The following is a 16,919-nucleotide window of genomic DNA, read 5'->3' on the forward strand; positions in this document are numbered from 1 at the left end:
CTGATCCCTTCCCGAACTCAGAAGTGAAACATCGTAGCGCCAATGGTAGTGTGGTTCGCCCATGTGAGAGTAGGTCATCGTCAGCTCTCTATTCTGAAATATCCCCCGACATTAGCTTGTCGGGGGATTTTCTTTGTGTGCGGTTTGGTGACGGATTCTTTACCTAATTTATTCTAGCAAGCGTATTGCAGTATTGATTATAGAAAAACTTGAAGGTATGCTATTTTTTATTGAAAGCGCTTATAACTTGTAAAAAGCACTGTATTAAAGACAAAGCCGTCATTAGACTAATAAGGAAGTATGCGTGTCAATTTGGTTGCTGGTTCTAATATCATTTATGCATATTACTATTGGCGGGGCTTTTGCCTTCGGGTTTCTTTTCTATATTTGTGCGGAAGGAAGCCCACGCTTAACCAAAATTGAGAATAATGTTCTCTTTACCTTGCTGATTGGATATGCAGCTTCGCTTGTAATCAGTGTTGGAATGGCTGTTTATTTTTACGTATTTACTACTAGCGATTTATATTATTGGTGTTTCGCCATACCGTGGGTATTATTGACTTTACTTTTAGGTTATTGGGTATATATTTTGGCGAAATTTAATGCATTTTGAGGATACTATTAGCATGTCTGGCGTGATTAATTACTTCTTAAAATAACTCACCTATCTCAGGTATCTCTTCAAAATCAAAGCCTAACTGCTCATCTTTACGCTGTTTCATCTGCTCGATACGCAGCTTGCGTCCTGCGATAAGCCTTAGCACCTCGCGCTGCTGCTCTGTCGTCATATCATGCCATCGCTGGCGCTCAGTTCGACTACGCAGGCAACCAAAGCAATAACCCTTCTTATTGCTTTGGCAAAGACCAATACATGGATTGGCAATCTCGAACAGCTCAAACTGTTGATTCATGACTCCTCCATAATGACTACCGTCATTCCTTTGACCTGCATAAAATCACTGTACAACATTATTATGTCGCAAATACTGACTAATAGTGTGCCGTTTTATTGTTATTATTTCCGTCTAGCGGGTGCTATGCTTAGCTTTGATAGCCTTTATAAGATAATCATAACAAAATTAATAAGTGAGATGATACGTGAACTTGATTTATATCCATGGATTGGACAGTGATGCCAACTCGACCAAAGGGATGTTATTAGAAAAATATTGCCAGCGACATCATCCTGATATTAATGTGCTGCGTCCTGATTTAAATAAAACCCCTGCGCAAGTGTGTGAGCAACTACTGTCTTTAGTCAAAGCGCTAAATAATAGTGAAGATAGAAAATCAGCAGATAAGCAGACTGAGTTATCAAATACAGTATTAATCGGTAGCTCGCTAGGTGGGTATTTTTCTACTTTGATAAGCAATCAGATAGGTTGCCCAGTTTTATTGCTTAACCCTAGTATCCAGCCCCATATGACCTTCCAACGTTTCTCAAATAAACCAGTATCAAGTCAAGATAATTTAAATGAGTCATTTACTAGCAAAGTCCTGTATACGACAGCGGGTGGCTGGAGTATTACGCCTGCAGATTTACAGTGGTTTGCAGATAATCAGCTGTTATCAGTAAATTATCCTAACAAAGTTGCTGTGCTGCTAAAAGAAGGCGATGAGTTGCTAAATTCTGAAGTGTCTAAATGTTTTTATCAAGGTCAGGGCGCATCGGTAACGGTGCAAGAGGGTGGCGATCATCGGTTCAGTGACTTTGATGAGCAGTTGCCCATGGTGATGAATATCTTACAGAGTTTAGTACAGCCTTAAATAGACGACATTATATGACGTAAGCGATGGAGTATTAACGTTAACGTCGCTATTTTTCGTTATAATGGTTTAATAGAATTAAACGCACGCGAACAGTTAAGGATGCATTTGTGAGTCAATATAATGCGCAATCGTTAGAAGTTTTAGAAGGTCTTGAACCAGTCCGTCGTCGTCCGGGTATGTATACCGACACCACGCGCCCTAACCATTTGGCGCAAGAGGTTATTGATAACTCAGTGGATGAAGCGTTGGCTGGTTATGCGAAAACCATCAAGGTGCAATTGCATAGTGATGGGTCGTTGTCTGTCGAAGATGACGGGCGCGGTATGCCAACTGATATTCACCCTGAGTTTGGTCAATCTGGTATTGAGCTGATTTTGACCCGCTTGCATGCAGGTGGAAAGTTTTCGACCTCTAATTACGAAGTGTCAGGCGGTCTGCATGGTGTAGGTATCTCTGTCGTCAATGCGCTATCAACCCGAGTTGAAGTTACGGTATGGCGTGATAGCACACAGTTTGATATGGCATTTGAAAATGGTGCACCAGTTACGCCATTGACGGAAGCAGTCAGCTCAAATAAGCGCAAACGTGGCACCAGAGTACATTTTTGGGCAGATGGTAGTTTCTTTGATACGCCCAAATTTAATGTAAAACAGCTTAAGCACAATCTAAAAGCAAAGGCTGTTTTGGCCGCCGGACTGACGATTGAATTTACTGATGACATCAATGATGAAAAGGTCGTTTGGCAGTTTACGGATGGGGTAGTCGAGTATCTAAGCGAACAACTAGATGGTTTGGAAACATTGCCTGAAGCACCGTTTTATTATAATTATGATGCGAAAGCGGGCGAACGAGCGGCTATTACTTTTGCCTTGTCTTGGTTGCCTGATGGTGGTACGCCGATTCAAGAAAGCTATGTGAACCTTATTCCGACAGCTCAGGGCGGTACGCACGTCAACGGACTGCGTACGGGCATCTTAGAAGCACTGCGTGAGTTCTGTGACATTCATAATTTACTACCACGTAGTGTGAAGCTAACCGCAGAAGACGTCTGGGATGGGGTGAACTATATCTTGTCTCTGAAGTTCTCTGAGCCGCAGTTTTCTGGACAGACCAAAGAGCGTTTATCTAGTCGAGAGGCTGCGGGCGCTGTACAGACATTGGCAAAAGATGCCTTTAGCCTATGGTTAAACCAGCATGCGGAAATGGGCACGCAAATCGCTGAATTGGCGATTAATAAAGCAGGTCGTCGTCTAAAATCTGCCAAAAAAGTCGCTCGTAAAAAGATTACTCAGGGACCCGCATTGCCTGGTAAATTGGCAGACTGCCGTGGTGATTTGCGTGATGGCGCTGAGTTGTTCTTGGTGGAGGGTGATTCTGCGGGTGGTAGTGCTAAGCAAGCCAGAGATCGTCATTATCAGGCGATATTACCTTTGCGCGGTAAAATCCTAAATACGTGGGAGGTATCATCAGATACGGTGTTATCAAGCCAAGAGATTCATGATATTGCCATTGCTATCGGTGTTGATCCTGCCTCTGATGACTTGTCTGAGCTACGTTACGACAAGATATGTATCTTAGCGGATGCTGACTCTGATGGTCTGCACATTGCGACATTGATCTGCGCTTTGTTTGTGAAGCATTTCCCTGCGCTAGTGGATGCGGGTCATTTATTTGTGGCCATGCCGCCCTTGTATCGAGTAGATGTGGGTAAAGAGGTTCACTATGCGTTGGATGAGCCGGAGCTTGCACATATCTTGGCTAACGTACCGGGCAATAAAAAAGCTCAGATTACACGCTTTAAAGGGCTTGGTGAAATGAGTGCTGAGCAACTACGTGAGACGACGATGAGCCGTGATACACGCCGCTTAGTACAGTTAGATATGGATGACATGGTACTGACCAATAGCGTGATGGATATGCTACTGGCTAAGAAACGTGCCTCTGATCGTAAGTCGTGGCTTGAGAGTAAGGGTGATTTGGCCGATATTTCTTAACACTTAGCAATAAGTTTAAAGAAGTAGGTGTACAGAATATCGAAATAGGTCATTACTTATATTTATGGCTGAACGATCTATCACATAATAAAAGCACGCAAAATTCAGCCTAGCCACAAAGGCTTAATGGTATTATGTCAGTACCTTTCATTATATTGTGCTGTCATGATACCGAAGATTTTTAACCGTTCTAAGTCTGTTGCTTCTAAACCTGCGCGCTCCAAAGTACTCCCAAAACTTAGCAAAAAGCATTTGGGAGATAGGGTTCCTAAGCGTGGTAACAAGTTTGCGCCTGTTATTGCATCCGCGCTGTTAAAGGCAACAGGTTGGCGTACGGTAGGCGAGATTCCAAATATCTCACAAGCTGTAGTGCTTGCTCTGCCCCATACTTCTAATGTGGATGGTATTTATGCGATTCCAAGTCTGTTTGCATTAGATATCAAAATCAGCATTATGGGCAAGCACACGCTATTTAAAGTACCTGTGTTTGCACAGCTATTGAATTGGATAGGGGTCATTCCTATCGATCGTGGTAATAAAGGCTCTGTGCTGCAAGCCAGTATTGATAAGTTCAAAACTGGTGAACCATTATTTTTAGGATTATCACCAGAGGGGACACGGCAATATACTGAGTCGTGGAAGACAGGTTTTTATTATTTAGCGGTGGGTGCTGGTGTACCGATTTTGCCAGTAGCGATGGACTACAATACTAAAGAAATACGGTTTATGTCACTGGTTTATCCTACAGGTAATATCGAAGCAGATTTGCCAAAAATATATTCTCAGTATAAAGGGGTGTTGCCAAGACATCTTGAGCGTTTGTCGCAGCCACTACAAGACATCAATAATGTAGCTGAATAAGCTAAATGTTATAAGTATTAGTTTAATTAGTTAAGTTAACAGAACTGACTGTATGAAAGGTATGAAAACTCAAAGCTACCTACAATTAAGCTTTGATAATTGATGTTGAAAAAGCCCCTGATATGATGATATCGGGGGCTTTTTTTGAGTAGTATTTGGATGTCTATCAGCTTAATAATTTAAAACTGTGGTTGGCCGTTAGAGGCACTAACACCGCCATCGACAGGTAGATTGACACCAGTAATCATAGAGGCATCATCACTTGCTAAGAAAGTAATGGCAGCGGCGATATCCTCTGGAGTTGCCAAACGTCCAAGCGGACAGCGAGCTAAGAACTTATCCGTTTTAGATTCGTTGTCTTGAATAGCCGTGGTCATATCGGTTTTGGTGACGCTTGGATTAACCGCATTAACACGAACACCATCTGAACCATGATCTAATGCCAATGTACGGGTTAGATTGGTTACACCCGCTTTAGCAGCATTGTAAGCAGCCATATTCCAGTCACCACCCACGCCCGAGAGCGATGAGATATTGACGATGTTGCCCTTTGATGCAATCAAGTGAGGCATAGCCGCTTGAGAGACGTAGAAGGTCCCATTTAGATTCACATCGATAGCAGAGCGCCAATCATCAGCAGATAGTTCTGTGATTTTACCTTGGGTTGCTTTGCCAGCATTGTTGACCAAGATATCAATCTTACCGAATTTGTCAATAGCGCGTTCAACCATCTCTTGTACTTGGCTTTGGACACTGATATCGCATGTAATAATGAGATAATTGTCAGTATGAATCCAGGTACGATCTTGTGGTAATTCTTTGGCAGTTTCTTCTAGTGTTGCTGCTGTACGTCCTACTAGAACCACGCTAGCGCCTTCCTCGGCAAAGCGAATAGCAGTTGCACGGCCGATACCAGAACCTGCACCCGTTACAACGACGGTCTTTTCTTTAAAACGCTTCATAATGTTTAATCCTTATTATTATATAATAGTCATTAAAGTTTCGATGATTGAAAATTCAACGACTATGGTTTCGATAAATACAACTAAGTACAGTTCGTCATCCATAAAATTGCACGCAAGCAATACTGCTTTGATATCATCATAACAAGTGATCGCTTTGAAAGCGACTGTCTCTGATAGTGCTTATGTAGCATAATTTTGCATCATTCAAATATTTGTAATACGCGATAATGATGTTGTTATTATTACGAGCTGGCATGTGCAATATTCACCATACGATAATAGAAGGTTGGAACTTGTGTCCCATTCGATTACTACCATGCCCGACTGGGGCTATCTGACGACTGAGCTAGTCAGTTATTTACAAGCAGATGCTATGGCAGTGACTTTAGCAGGTATGCATACGATTGAGCATGAATACAATGCTCAGTATATCGCTCGTCACTACCAATATCAGTTACCACTTGGCAAGCTACAGCTGTTGGAGCTGACACTGTATTTACCCTATGATACAGAGTCAGTTGATATTGAGGCTGTACGTATGACGGCGGTCAAGTCAGCACTTACGTGGTACAAGTCATTATCGCCTCAAAATGAAGACAATGCCTTAGCTGGTTATGAGGCCATGATTTTTGACATTCAGCTTGTCGGAGGAAGTAGCAGTCTCAATCAAGATGATAGCGTTGACAATGCAAATAATTCAAACAGTGCTCTACAGCGACTTAAACACAATTTTGGGGTTCGTTACTTTTTAGAAGACTTAGTTGTCGATATGAGCGAAAGCATGCAGCAGCTGCAAGTCTTTAGCTGGGATGACTGGTACTCGATCGCAGCAGCGGTACGCACCCCATGTGAGTTATGGCGTTTTTTAGCTTATCATTTAGAACAGCTGCAGCAATCGGCTGTCAATCATATTCTAAGTTTCGAGTCAGAAGACGCTTTGGTTGAGCGTTTTTTGCAAAGTCCAGACCTGTTTGCTCCTGCCATTGTAGTCGACAATGCGCTCATCAAAAACGAAGTACAAGACGAACCTAACTCAGCACTGGTTGCCATTACGCTTGCCTACAAGAACCAAAGTTCAACTGCTCAGATGTACCATCAGCATATGATACAAGCGGCCACGATATGGTCTCAGCTAAGTATGCAGATGATAGATACGTATGGTAAAAAGCACATAACTAACAGTGACGAACAGACAGAGATACCGCTTGCTCACTGGCAACAACAACTGCTAGATGAGTCTTTGTTTTCACGTCACGAGCTTATTCGTACGCTATATAGACACCCTAAACAAAGCGCAGCGCTGCAAAAAGATGGCTATGTCGTACATCAACATTCTTATGAGAGTTTGGGACGACATTATGTACTGGTGTTTTATGGTCAGGAGTCAAAAGGCCCTAATAGTAAAGCCGCTGTCCAACCAAAGCTAGCGAAAATCGCACAAGACGTTGCCACACGTTTGCCAATTATTGAGCTACATCACGTAGTCGTGCTTGGTATCGACTTTATCACTGAGAATAATGAGAATTTTTTCGATATTGATTTGTGGATTCAGCCAGTTGATGCGATGACTCAAAGGGAGCGCCAACTTACTAAGCAAATGCAGAAGCTAAAGCAACAAGAATTAGATAAGCAAAATACACCAGCTGCTAGTAGCGTGGAAGATAGTAAACCTGCGAAGGCGCAAAAAGAAAACTTACCTCAAGTACAGATGAGCTTAACGATTCCAGCGCGCAAAGATAAGCAGTAGATAGACGTAGTTAGCTTTCTACCCGTTTATTAATAAGAAGAACCATAGATTTATTAATATATTTACTGACATAAAAAAAGACAGCCTAGGCTGTCTTTTTCGTATCCAAACTAAACAATCAAAAATACTTATTTATTGATATCGTCATTGAGACCGCTACCAGGAAGTACGTCATCACTGTTGTAGATGTCATTAGTATCAACACGTGGTGTATCAACTATGTCGGTACGTAAATCAGTGGTAGGTGTACTAGCAGCAGATGGCGTGTTTTCACGAAATGAATCAGCAACTTTTTCTTGAGTTGATGAACTTGGCTGTAGCGCAGATTTTGCTTTCGCTTCAGTACGTTCATGGTCCATCTTATCCTGCATTTTACGTAGGAAGCGAGCTGCAGCTTCTTGACCACCAAGACCAAATGATAGGGCAAAGGCAACGGCTACCGCGCCTAATGTTAGACCAAATGCTAGGTTAACGATTGAATCGGCAATACCCATCGCTTTTAGACCCATTGCTAATACTAGGCCCATGATCAATACGCGTACGATGTTTGCTAGGAATTGTGAACCTTGCTCAGAACGTTCAACTACACCTGCAATGATATTGGCAAGCCAGAATCCGATAAATAGGATAATTGCGCCTAAGATAATATTTGCACCGAATGCGATAAACATCGTGATAATAGCTGAGATAGGCTCGAAACCTAACAAGTCAGCAGCTGCAATAGCAGCAAATAGCATAGCGAAGAAGATAATCGCATAACCAACTAGGTCAGAGATTTTCTTATCACCCATGGTTTCTTGCAGACCAACTTTCGCAGGTAATTGATTGATTTGAGTGTTCTCAATCAGACCTTTGATGATGTTGGCAACCATGCGTACAACATAGAAAGTTACTACTAGGATAGCGACCGCCATAAAGATGTTTGGCAAGGCTTCCATAATTTTGTTAAGCATATTGGTCGCAGGGCGAGCAATCACTTCGATTTTTAATGCATTTAGAGCAGCAATAATGGTTGGAATGATAACCACAAGAAATGCTAACGAACCTGCAATGTTAGGTAAGCTGTTTTGCTCACTTAAACCTGCTTTTGACGCCAATTCTTGTACATTAAAAGTAGAAACAAGATTGGTTACGATGCCGCGTACGACTTTGGCAATGATATAACCAACGACGAAAACCACACCAGCAATCAAGATATTAGGGATGAAGCTAAAGATTTTGTCGACCATATTAGTCAGTGGTGCAAACAAACCATCAAGCTCTAATTGACCAAGTACCATGGTCAACACAACCAATAAGATGAACCAGTAAACCATATCAGCAATCGTGCTGCTCATTGGTTTTACACCAGCTTGTGCACTTAAACGCTCATCCATAGAGGTTTTCGCGAGTGCTGCATTGATCGCTGTGCGTGCAACAGTAGCTACAACCCAACCAATCACACCAAGTGCGATAGCGCCGATAAGATTAGGGATAAATGCCAATACTTGATTAACCATATTTGCGAATGGTGCTGAGATAGAGTTTAAGTTTAATTGGCTAAGTGCGCCTGAGATAGCAATGATGAAAATAAACCAGAAAACAATTTTGGAGATGATACCTTCAAGGTCGTAGGTCTTACCAGTTGAAGAGTTCATACGCTGATTGAGATTAACTTTAGAGAGTACGCCGCGTACCAGTGCTGCGATACCAAGGGCTACTAGCCAACCAATAACGAATATCAAAATAGCACCAATGATGGAACCGATAGGTCCACCGAGATAGCCGTTAAAAGATGTGTACATTGGGTTCATCTTATCCTCCTTGAAGCATCTTATATAACTCGCCAAAAACAATGTTCATACAGCGATTAATGAGCAAGACATACAGATGGTTGTCATAAATAGTATTTTTAGAATCAGTTATATAGAGATATTATCGTTTTTGAGCATAAATTATTATCAGCAGTATCTCTTATTTATATTACAGTGACTTCGCTATCGATATCTGCTTATTTTTGATAAAAATTAACGCTCGGTTACTTATCTCCTTAACTAATTCAGCTTAGCTGATGTATTGATGGATTTAAAGACAGAAAGCTTTACCTGTTACTATATTTGTGTGATAACTTGTTATTATGATAGAAGATATTAACATAGACTATACATTGACCCGATAATTTCGTGCAAAGCGTGGTTCCCAAAACTAAGATTTGTTATTATAGAGGAATGTGACATCTCGCCACTATTCTTACAATTAGAGAGTACTTTATGAAAAAAATCACTACTTTAGGCGTTAGTGCACTTGCTAGCGCTATGTTGTTAGTAACAGGCTGTAGCACCAACAATGGCAATCAAGAAACAGCCGCTCAAAGCGTTTCCATTACTGAACAAAGCTCAGCTAGTGAAAAAGTAGGTTATAGCTTAGGCTTCATGATGGCAGAAGGCAATAAAGACGCTGTCAAAGATCTAGACCTAAATACTTTTGAAAAAGGCTTCCGTGATGGCTACGAAGGCAATGAATCAGCATTGACCCAAGAGCAAATGCAACAAGTATTGATGGACTATCAAAAAGAGCAAGAAGAGCAATTCGTTAAAGACATGGAAACCAAAGCGACAGAAAATAAAGCCGCTGGTACTGCATTCTTAGCAGAAAACGCCAAAAAAGAAGGCGTTAAGCAAACAGAGTCTGGTTTACAGTATAAAGTTATCAAAGCAGGTACTGGTAAATCACCAAAAGCAACTGACGTGGTTGAAGTAAACTACGAAGGTAAATTGCTTGATGGTACAGTATTTGATAGCTCTTATGAGCGCGGTGAGCCAATTGAGTTCCCACTAAACCAAGTAATCGCTGGCTGGACTGAAGGTCTACAGTTGATGAAAGAAGGTGGAAAATACGAGTTCTATATCCCATCAGACATCGCTTATGGCGAAGCGGGTAACGCTGGTATTGAGCCTAACAGCACGCTTATCTTTACTGTTGAGCTATTAAAAGTAAAATAAGTATCTAAAGCAGAAATTATGTAATTTAGGTATTTACCCATAAAAAAGCCTTCATATAGTTATGAAGGCTTTTTTACGACTAATATTTTACCTCAGATTAATACCGAGCTTACAAAGCAAATATCAAATTGGTGATAAATTATAGATTCTTTTGAAAGACTTTAGAGTTACGGCCGTTATGGTATTTTTCTAAACGTGCTTCAGGCAAAGCGCTGGCTTCAACTTCAGCGAAGCCTTGCTCAACGAACCAATGCGCAGTACGAGTGGTCAAAACAAACAGCTTATACAAACCATGACTGCGCGCTTGCTGCTCTAGAAATGCCAATAAATCTGCACCGCGGCTACCACTACGATACTCAGGACGTACGGCAACACAGGCAACTTCCGCTGACTCTGAGTCTAGCGTATGCAATGCTGCACAGCCCAAAATCATACCATCGCGCTCAATCACACTATAATTATCAATCTCTTGCTCTAAGCGCTCGCGTGAACGACTGACCAAGATGCCTTGCTCTTCTAGAGGTGATAGCAGCTCAATAAGTCCGACTACATCATCGATATTAGCACGGCGAATCTCTTCATAAGGGTCGTGGCTAATCAACGTACCAGAACCATCACGTGTGAATAGCTCTTCTAGTAATGCGCCGTTTTTGGCATACGAAATAATATGCGTGCGATGGACACCTTGACGACAGGCCAAACTTGCACAGTTTAAGAAATAATTGATTTCACAGTTTAAATCACGGTCACGTAAGAAGCGATCAACTTCGTTTGGAATCATTTCACGTAATAAACGATCATCGTCGTTGATACCCGCTTCTTCACCTAAGAATATAAGCTTGTCAGCACCCAGTGCTACGGCAGCGCTTAGGGCAACATCTTCCGCCAATAAGTTGAATACTTCTCCAGTCGCAGAGTAGCCCATCGAGCCTAGTACAACGATATGGTCGTGAAGTAGGTTATTTTTGATGGCTTCTACATCGATAGAACGCACTTCACCCGTCATTTGGTAATCAATACCTTCACGGATACCGTATGGGCGCGCTGTCACGAAGTTACCCGATATCGCATCGATACGTGAACCATACATCGGAGAGTTGGCCAACCCCATTGATAGCTGAGCTTCAATCTGTAAACGAATAGCACCAACGGCTTGTAAGATAGATGGCATCGCTGCACGTGGCGTAATACGGATGTCTTGATGTAGCGGCGATTCAATGTTAGCGTCTTTTAAGTTCTTTTCGATTTGCGGTCGTGCCCCGTGTACCAGTACTAGCTTGATACCCAAGCTATGCAACAAGGCAAAATCATGAATAAGTGTGCTGAAATTCGCATGATTGACCGCTTCACCACCAAACATGATCACGAAAGTTTTGCCGCGATGGGTATTAATGTAGGGTGCAGAGTTACGGAACCAATGGACGTATTCAGGGTTAATCTGGGGCATGGAGCTAGTAGTCATAATGGGAGCAGTAGTCGTTAGAATAAGAAAAGGGGCGCAGCAAAAAAATGCCTAACGCTAAAGATTTACCATAGCAAAAAACGCGGTTATGAGCTATCTTTTATTTCAGCTGTATTCAAGCATTCTTATTGCCAATCGCTGATATACACAACCTCAACACTGGGTTAATGTACGTACAAATGCTTTTTGTTATGCTAAGCGCTATTGCTTTACAGATGCTGAGCGAAGATAATCAGGTTAGATAAGTAAGTTCATCTGCTTCATAGATTGTACGAACTATTTTACAGCGATATCTTATATACATCGTAATGCTTTTTATCTGTTGAACAAATTATAAAAATAACTTAAGTTGCACCATCTGTGTTTTACCGACATATCAACCAGGGATAATGAAAATCATGAAAAAAAGTAACCAGTTTGCTAGCCCGTTCAGTGCTTGGAGCGGCCACCGCTTATTTCACGTTGTTGCCGGTACGCTCATCGGTGCAATGGTAGTCACACAAGCCTCAGCGATGCTGCCAACACCAGAGCAAGCGGTTGATAGCTCAATGGCTATTCAGACAAATGCCAACAAGAGCAGCAACTCAAGTGCTCAAGCCGTTAATAGTAGAATTACAGCGTCATTGGTTAGTGTTGATGCCAACGGTCAAGAAGTGCTTGTCCCTGTAGATACCAATACTCGTTTGCAGTCCGGTAATGTATTGGAGTATCAAGGATACTTTACCAATACTAATGCAGATCGCGTACGTAAAATGACCGTTACGATGAGTATTCCAGAGCAGGTAGAGCTGCTGAAAACTGTTGCTCCTGAATTCCCATATGGCAGTGTAGATGGCAATAACTTTGCTCGTATGCCATTACGTACCAAAGTAGATAATCAACTACAAGATGTTGCGCTTAAATACTATAAAGCGGTACGTTGGGACTTAGAAGGCGTAGGCCTAAATGATACCGTCGCTGTGAAATATCGCGCTCGTGTAAAATAGTCCTGAGCTTTTGGATTAGAATTTAGCTAGCATTGATATAGTTGGCATTGAAAACTATCCATTTAGTACTGAAAGCTATCAATAAAAAAGCACCACAGTTTATAGCTGCGGTGCTTTTTTATGGTGTGTCAGGACGTTTGGTATTGCTGATAAGTAAGTAAAAGTACTCAATTACAACGTGGTATATTTGCTACTAGATTTCTCTTGGATAAGTTGTTTAATGGCATTGATTTGTGGTGCTGTGGCTTGCGACCCTGCTTGTATCAAATTGCGACGCTGCCTAGTGTCTACTGAGCTGATATGACCGACATTTGGGGTAATAACAATATCTGCCCGATCCCGTTCACTTTTAGTCGATGCAGAACGGTTGCCAGTCGTGTTAGTCGCCATGATGTTGGTTTCGAGAAAGCCCCAAAAGTCACTCAATGAATTGATGGTTGGTATTTGAGTGGCAGTATGACCAATGCCCTGAGACACCGTCACATCTACGGCGATAACAATATCAGCACCCAAATCATAGGCACTATCGACGGGGACTAAGCTGACCACACCGCCGTCGATATATTTTTTACCGACTTTTTCAGGAATGCGCGGGGCAATAAAAATATTGGGTACACTACAGGATGCTTGTACGGCAAGCCCAGCATCGCCAGTGGTAAAGACCGCTTTCTTCAGAGTGTGTTTTTCTACTGCGATTGCCGCAAAAGCAATAGGGAAATCCTCTATGGCACGCGCATTCACTTTGCTATTAATAAAGTTTTTTAACTTAATACCTTCGATAAAACCTTGATTGGACAATGTAAAGTCTGTGAGCTGGCTATCAGTAGTGGTCAGTGCCAATTGCTCAAGCTGTGCAGGCGTGTAACCACTGGCGTATAAGCTACCAATCAAGCTACCCACACTCGTACCGACCACCAATGTTGGTTTGATACCGTTTTCTTCTAGCGCCTTAATGACACCCACATGGGCAAATCCTTTTGCACCGCCACCACCCAACACCAGTGCGACAGTAGGGACCTTAATAACAGGCTCTGGAGTTTTGGGAATAGTCGATGGCAACGTGCTACACGCATTAATATACAAACCGAGAATGGGTATTAAGCTCAACCTCAGTAATTTTAGATTAGGGCGAATCAGATTGTGACGAAACTGACGAGGCAAAATAGAAACAAGCATAGAAAAACACCTTACGAAATTGCCAGAATTCAAAAAATCGGACATCAGTTATTGATATGATGAGAAGAAGCGGTTTATCTATAGTAGATGGACTGTATAGATGCTATTTTACTAAATAGCCTAGCATAAGCAATTGTATTGTCAGCTATAATGAAATGAGTCGACTTTTTATACGTACTATCGTTATAGCTATTCTGTGGTACAAGTCATCATGTGCAGCCTACTAAAAATGCTCGATTTAGCATACAAAAATTAAAAATAATATTGTTAGGATCTTTAATGCCAATATCGGAGAGTCATGCCTCAGCTAACTCATTAGATCACTTTAGATCTGATATGCCGCTGTCAGCACTAGATATGCCAGTATCTGCACTAGCAGGTGTGGGGGTAAAAGTCGCAGAGCAGTTGGCGCAATTGAATATCAAGCGGATATTCGATTTGCTATTACATTTGCCTCGTGATTATGAGGATCGTAGTCGACTGGTATCAATCGCCGATGTAGAGCATGGACAGTCAGCGCTAATTACCGGTCATATCGTCCATGTCGATACTAAGCGCAGTGGGATGACTGTGACGGTGGACGATGATACGGGTACGATATCGTTACGGTTTTTTAAGGTCTATCGTGGTCTGGTACAGACCATGAATTTGGGAACACGTTTACAGCTATTTGGTGAGGTCAAAGTCAGCCGCTACGGTAAGCAGATACATCATCCTGAATATCAAATTATTACTGACAATACAGTCATGACTGATACGGGATTGCAGCCTATTTATCCTACTGTCAAAGGCTTACATCAAAACAAGCTGCGTACTTTAATTAAGCTGGCATTGCAAACGGTTCGGAGCCAAGGTTTGCCTATGACATTGTTTACGGCTGAAGATTTTGCAGTTGTATCCGATTTGCCATTAGTGCCTTTTGAGCCATCTAAATCAACAGTATCAGAGGCCGAATATACCGAAGATATTTTTTCAACGTTAGCACGCAGCGTGCCTGATAATGCGATTGGCAATAGCGTATACAAACCCAGTCCTTCTACCTATCAGGCAGATAATGACATACATAACGTCGCTGCCAGTATTGCTCAGCACAATGTCTATAATTTAACGATATTTGAAGCATTGGTACTGCTGCATACACCGCCTACTTATACCAGTGCGTCTCAGCAATACAAACTATTCACTCAACTCAGTGCCCGTACGCATGCTGCTTGCCAGCGCTTGATTATTGAAGAGTTGACTGCGCATCAGCTCAGTTTGCTATATCGTCGCCAGCAGCTATATCAGCATAAAGCGCCCAAATGCACTACCAATAGTCCTCTTGCTGACAAGTTGTTTTCTGCATTGCCTTTTGATCTAACGGGTGCGCAAAAAAGAGTGATGAAAGACATTACTGCGGATATGGCGACCTCAATTCCGATGCTAAGACTGGTACAGGGAGATGTGGGTGCTGGCAAGACGTTGGTGGCAGCAGGGGCAGCGGGTTATGCGCTCGATAGTGGCTGGCAGGTCGCGGTAATGGCACCGACTGAGATTTTGGCAGAGCAGCATCTACTGAATTTTAAGCAATGGTTTGAGCCATTGGGCATTGGTGTCGGTTGGCTCGCCGGTAAGCAAACGGCCAAACAGCGCCGTGAAGCTTTGGAAGCGGTTGCAGAAAATACCGTGCAAGTGGTGGTCGGTACTCATGCACTGTTTCAGGAGCAAGTTCAGTTCGCTAAGTTAGGTTTGGTTATCATTGATGAGCAGCATCGATTCGGTGTTGAGCAACGCATGGCATTGACCAATAAAGGCGTGGCTAACAGTACCCCGCATCAGCTAATCATGACCGCAACACCGATTCCAAGAACCTTAGCGATGAGTGTCTATGGCGATATGGATACCTCAATCATTGATGAATTGCCACCGGGGCGTACCCCAATTACAACGGTAACTATCGATCGCAATCGACGCGATGAAGTCATAGAACGTATTGCGATTAATTGCGAAGCGGGCAGGCAAGCGTACTGGGTATGCTCACTGGTAGAAGCGTCTAGTGTCTTGGATGCGCAGGCAGCCGAAGCCACTTATGAGGATTTAAATGAACGTCTAGATATTCGTATTGGACTGGTACATGGCAAGATGAAGTCTGCTGATAAGCAAGCCATCATGCAGGAGTTCAAAGCAGGTAATTTGGACTTGCTGATTGCGACGACTGTCATCGAGGTAGGGGTCGATGTACCCAATGCATCGTTAATGGTTATCGAAAATGCAGAGCGTTTGGGACTATCACAATTGCATCAGCTGCGCGGGCGAGTCGGACGTGGCTCGACCAAAAGCTTCTGTGTACTGTTGTATCAAAAGCCGCTATCAGAGACTGGCACAGAACGTTTAAACGTCCTACGCGATAGTACCGATGGTTTTGTTATTGCTCAAAAAGACTTAGAGCTACGTGGGCCAGGAGAGCTGTTAGGCAAACGTCAAACGGGTAATGTTGGCTACTATCTGGCTGATCTGATCCGTGATGAGCAATTATTTGCCATTGCTCAGCGGTTAGCGAAGCATTTGATAGCAGACCCTGCGCGAAAAGCAGATGTCAGTCAATTAATTCATCGCTGGATGCCTGAGGCAAGTCGCTATACCAATGCTTAGTATTTAGTAATCAGTGCTTAGTATCCAGTGTCTAGTACACAGTGCTTAGTATCGGCAAGTGGGTTCAGTGCGTCATTGAACACATTTCTAATTATCGTCAAACAGCATGGCAGCAATGTTAAAATTCTTTTTAGACAACACTCCATCCATAGTCAGTCGTTGAACACATTAGAGATTCAACAGCTGGCTATACGCGATCTTATTTCTTTAAACCGGTCGATATGCCTTGAACATTGCACATGTATTCGGTCTAAGTTTCAATTAAGTTTATGAACGCTAGACGCTATATATAAAAATAAGATGATGACTAAATATATGCTATTCTCGATAATTTGATGGACTATTA

General features: G+C 42.4%; 13 protein-coding genes and 1 rRNA gene. 9 read left to right on the forward strand and 5 right to left on the reverse strand.

The window, feature by feature from the left end:
- Positions 1 to 86: ribosomal RNA gene (rrf, locus tag ACQKC9_RS10995) — 5S ribosomal RNA — on the forward strand; the annotation flags it as partial.
- Between the two features lie 218 nt (positions 87 to 304).
- The gene (locus ACQKC9_RS11000; protein ID WP_427621826.1) at positions 305 to 613 is read left to right on the forward strand and encodes a hypothetical protein; all 309 of its coding nucleotides are present in this window, start codon (positions 305 to 307) and stop codon (positions 611 to 613) included.
- 37 nt (positions 614 to 650) lie between these two features.
- Here the strand turns inward: ACQKC9_RS11000 and ACQKC9_RS11005 are convergent, their stop codons facing one another.
- Positions 651 to 911, reverse strand: a complete 261-nt coding sequence (locus ACQKC9_RS11005; RefSeq protein ID WP_394125003.1) for a DUF1289 domain-containing protein — start codon at positions 909 to 911, stop codon at positions 651 to 653.
- 187 nt (positions 912 to 1,098) lie between these two features.
- On the opposite strand from ACQKC9_RS11005, the gene ACQKC9_RS11010 reads away from it, so the two are divergent.
- The 3 genes from ACQKC9_RS11010 to ACQKC9_RS11020 all read left to right on the forward strand — a co-directional run bounded on the left by ACQKC9_RS11010 (position 1,099) and on the right by ACQKC9_RS11020 (position 4,625).
- Positions 1,099 to 1,767: a YqiA/YcfP family alpha/beta fold hydrolase gene (locus ACQKC9_RS11010; RefSeq protein WP_427621828.1), complete on the forward strand. Its 669-nt coding sequence runs from the start codon at positions 1,099 to 1,101 to the stop codon at positions 1,765 to 1,767.
- Between the two features lie 110 nt (positions 1,768 to 1,877).
- Entirely contained in the window at positions 1,878 to 3,764 is a 1,887-nt protein-coding gene (parE, locus tag ACQKC9_RS11015) for a DNA topoisomerase IV subunit B (protein WP_102092137.1), read from the forward strand.
- A 165-nt stretch (positions 3,765 to 3,929) separates the two neighbouring features.
- Positions 3,930 to 4,625, forward strand: a complete 696-nt coding sequence (locus tag ACQKC9_RS11020) for a lysophospholipid acyltransferase family protein (protein WP_427621829.1) — start codon at positions 3,930 to 3,932, stop codon at positions 4,623 to 4,625.
- A gap of 179 nt (positions 4,626 to 4,804) precedes the next feature.
- Here the strand turns inward: ACQKC9_RS11020 and ACQKC9_RS11025 are convergent, their stop codons facing one another.
- On the reverse strand, positions 4,805 to 5,587 hold the full coding sequence (locus ACQKC9_RS11025; RefSeq protein ID WP_057762139.1) for an SDR family NAD(P)-dependent oxidoreductase: 783 nt from the start codon (positions 5,585 to 5,587) through the stop codon (positions 4,805 to 4,807).
- A 298-nt stretch (positions 5,588 to 5,885) separates the two neighbouring features.
- Between ACQKC9_RS11025 and ACQKC9_RS11030 the strand changes: the two genes are divergently transcribed.
- Positions 5,886 to 7,337: a hypothetical protein gene (locus tag ACQKC9_RS11030; protein WP_427621831.1), complete on the forward strand. Its 1,452-nt coding sequence runs from the start codon at positions 5,886 to 5,888 to the stop codon at positions 7,335 to 7,337.
- Positions 7,338 to 7,465: 128 nt separating this feature from the next.
- Here the strand turns inward: ACQKC9_RS11030 and ACQKC9_RS11035 are convergent, their stop codons facing one another.
- Positions 7,466 to 9,130 carry a mechanosensitive ion channel gene (locus ACQKC9_RS11035; RefSeq protein WP_427621833.1) on the reverse strand — a complete coding sequence of 555 codons (1,665 nt, stop codon included), beginning with the start codon at positions 9,128 to 9,130 and terminating at the stop codon, positions 7,466 to 7,468.
- A 456-nt stretch (positions 9,131 to 9,586) separates the two neighbouring features.
- Between ACQKC9_RS11035 and ACQKC9_RS11040 the strand changes: the two genes are divergently transcribed.
- On the forward strand, positions 9,587 to 10,318 hold the full coding sequence (locus ACQKC9_RS11040; protein WP_057762133.1) for an FKBP-type peptidyl-prolyl cis-trans isomerase: 732 nt from the start codon (positions 9,587 to 9,589) through the stop codon (positions 10,316 to 10,318).
- 139 nt (positions 10,319 to 10,457) lie between these two features.
- Here ACQKC9_RS11040 and argA read toward each other — a convergent pair whose 3' ends face one another.
- Positions 10,458 to 11,780 (reverse strand): amino-acid N-acetyltransferase, encoded by a 1,323-nt coding sequence (gene argA / locus ACQKC9_RS11045; protein ID WP_057762129.1) that lies wholly within the window; start codon positions 11,778 to 11,780, stop codon positions 10,458 to 10,460.
- Between the two features lie 398 nt (positions 11,781 to 12,178).
- On the opposite strand from argA, the gene ACQKC9_RS11050 reads away from it, so the two are divergent.
- A complete protein-coding gene (locus ACQKC9_RS11050; RefSeq protein ID WP_114701925.1) occupies positions 12,179 to 12,766 on the forward strand; it encodes a hypothetical protein in 588 nt (195 codons plus the stop codon).
- A gap of 171 nt (positions 12,767 to 12,937) precedes the next feature.
- Here the strand turns inward: ACQKC9_RS11050 and ACQKC9_RS11055 are convergent, their stop codons facing one another.
- Positions 12,938 to 13,942, reverse strand: coding sequence for a patatin-like phospholipase family protein (locus tag ACQKC9_RS11055; RefSeq protein WP_427621835.1), 1,005 nt, complete (start codon positions 13,940 to 13,942; stop codon positions 12,938 to 12,940).
- Positions 13,943 to 14,221: 279 nt separating this feature from the next.
- On the opposite strand from ACQKC9_RS11055, the gene recG reads away from it, so the two are divergent.
- Entirely contained in the window at positions 14,222 to 16,573 is a 2,352-nt protein-coding gene (recG, locus tag ACQKC9_RS11060) for an ATP-dependent DNA helicase RecG (RefSeq protein WP_427621836.1), read from the forward strand.
- Positions 16,574 to 16,919: the final 346 nt, after the last annotated feature.

Source organism: Psychrobacter sp. NPDC078409 (genome assembly GCF_050268505.1).
Taxonomy (GTDB): domain Bacteria; phylum Pseudomonadota; class Gammaproteobacteria; order Pseudomonadales; family Moraxellaceae; genus Psychrobacter.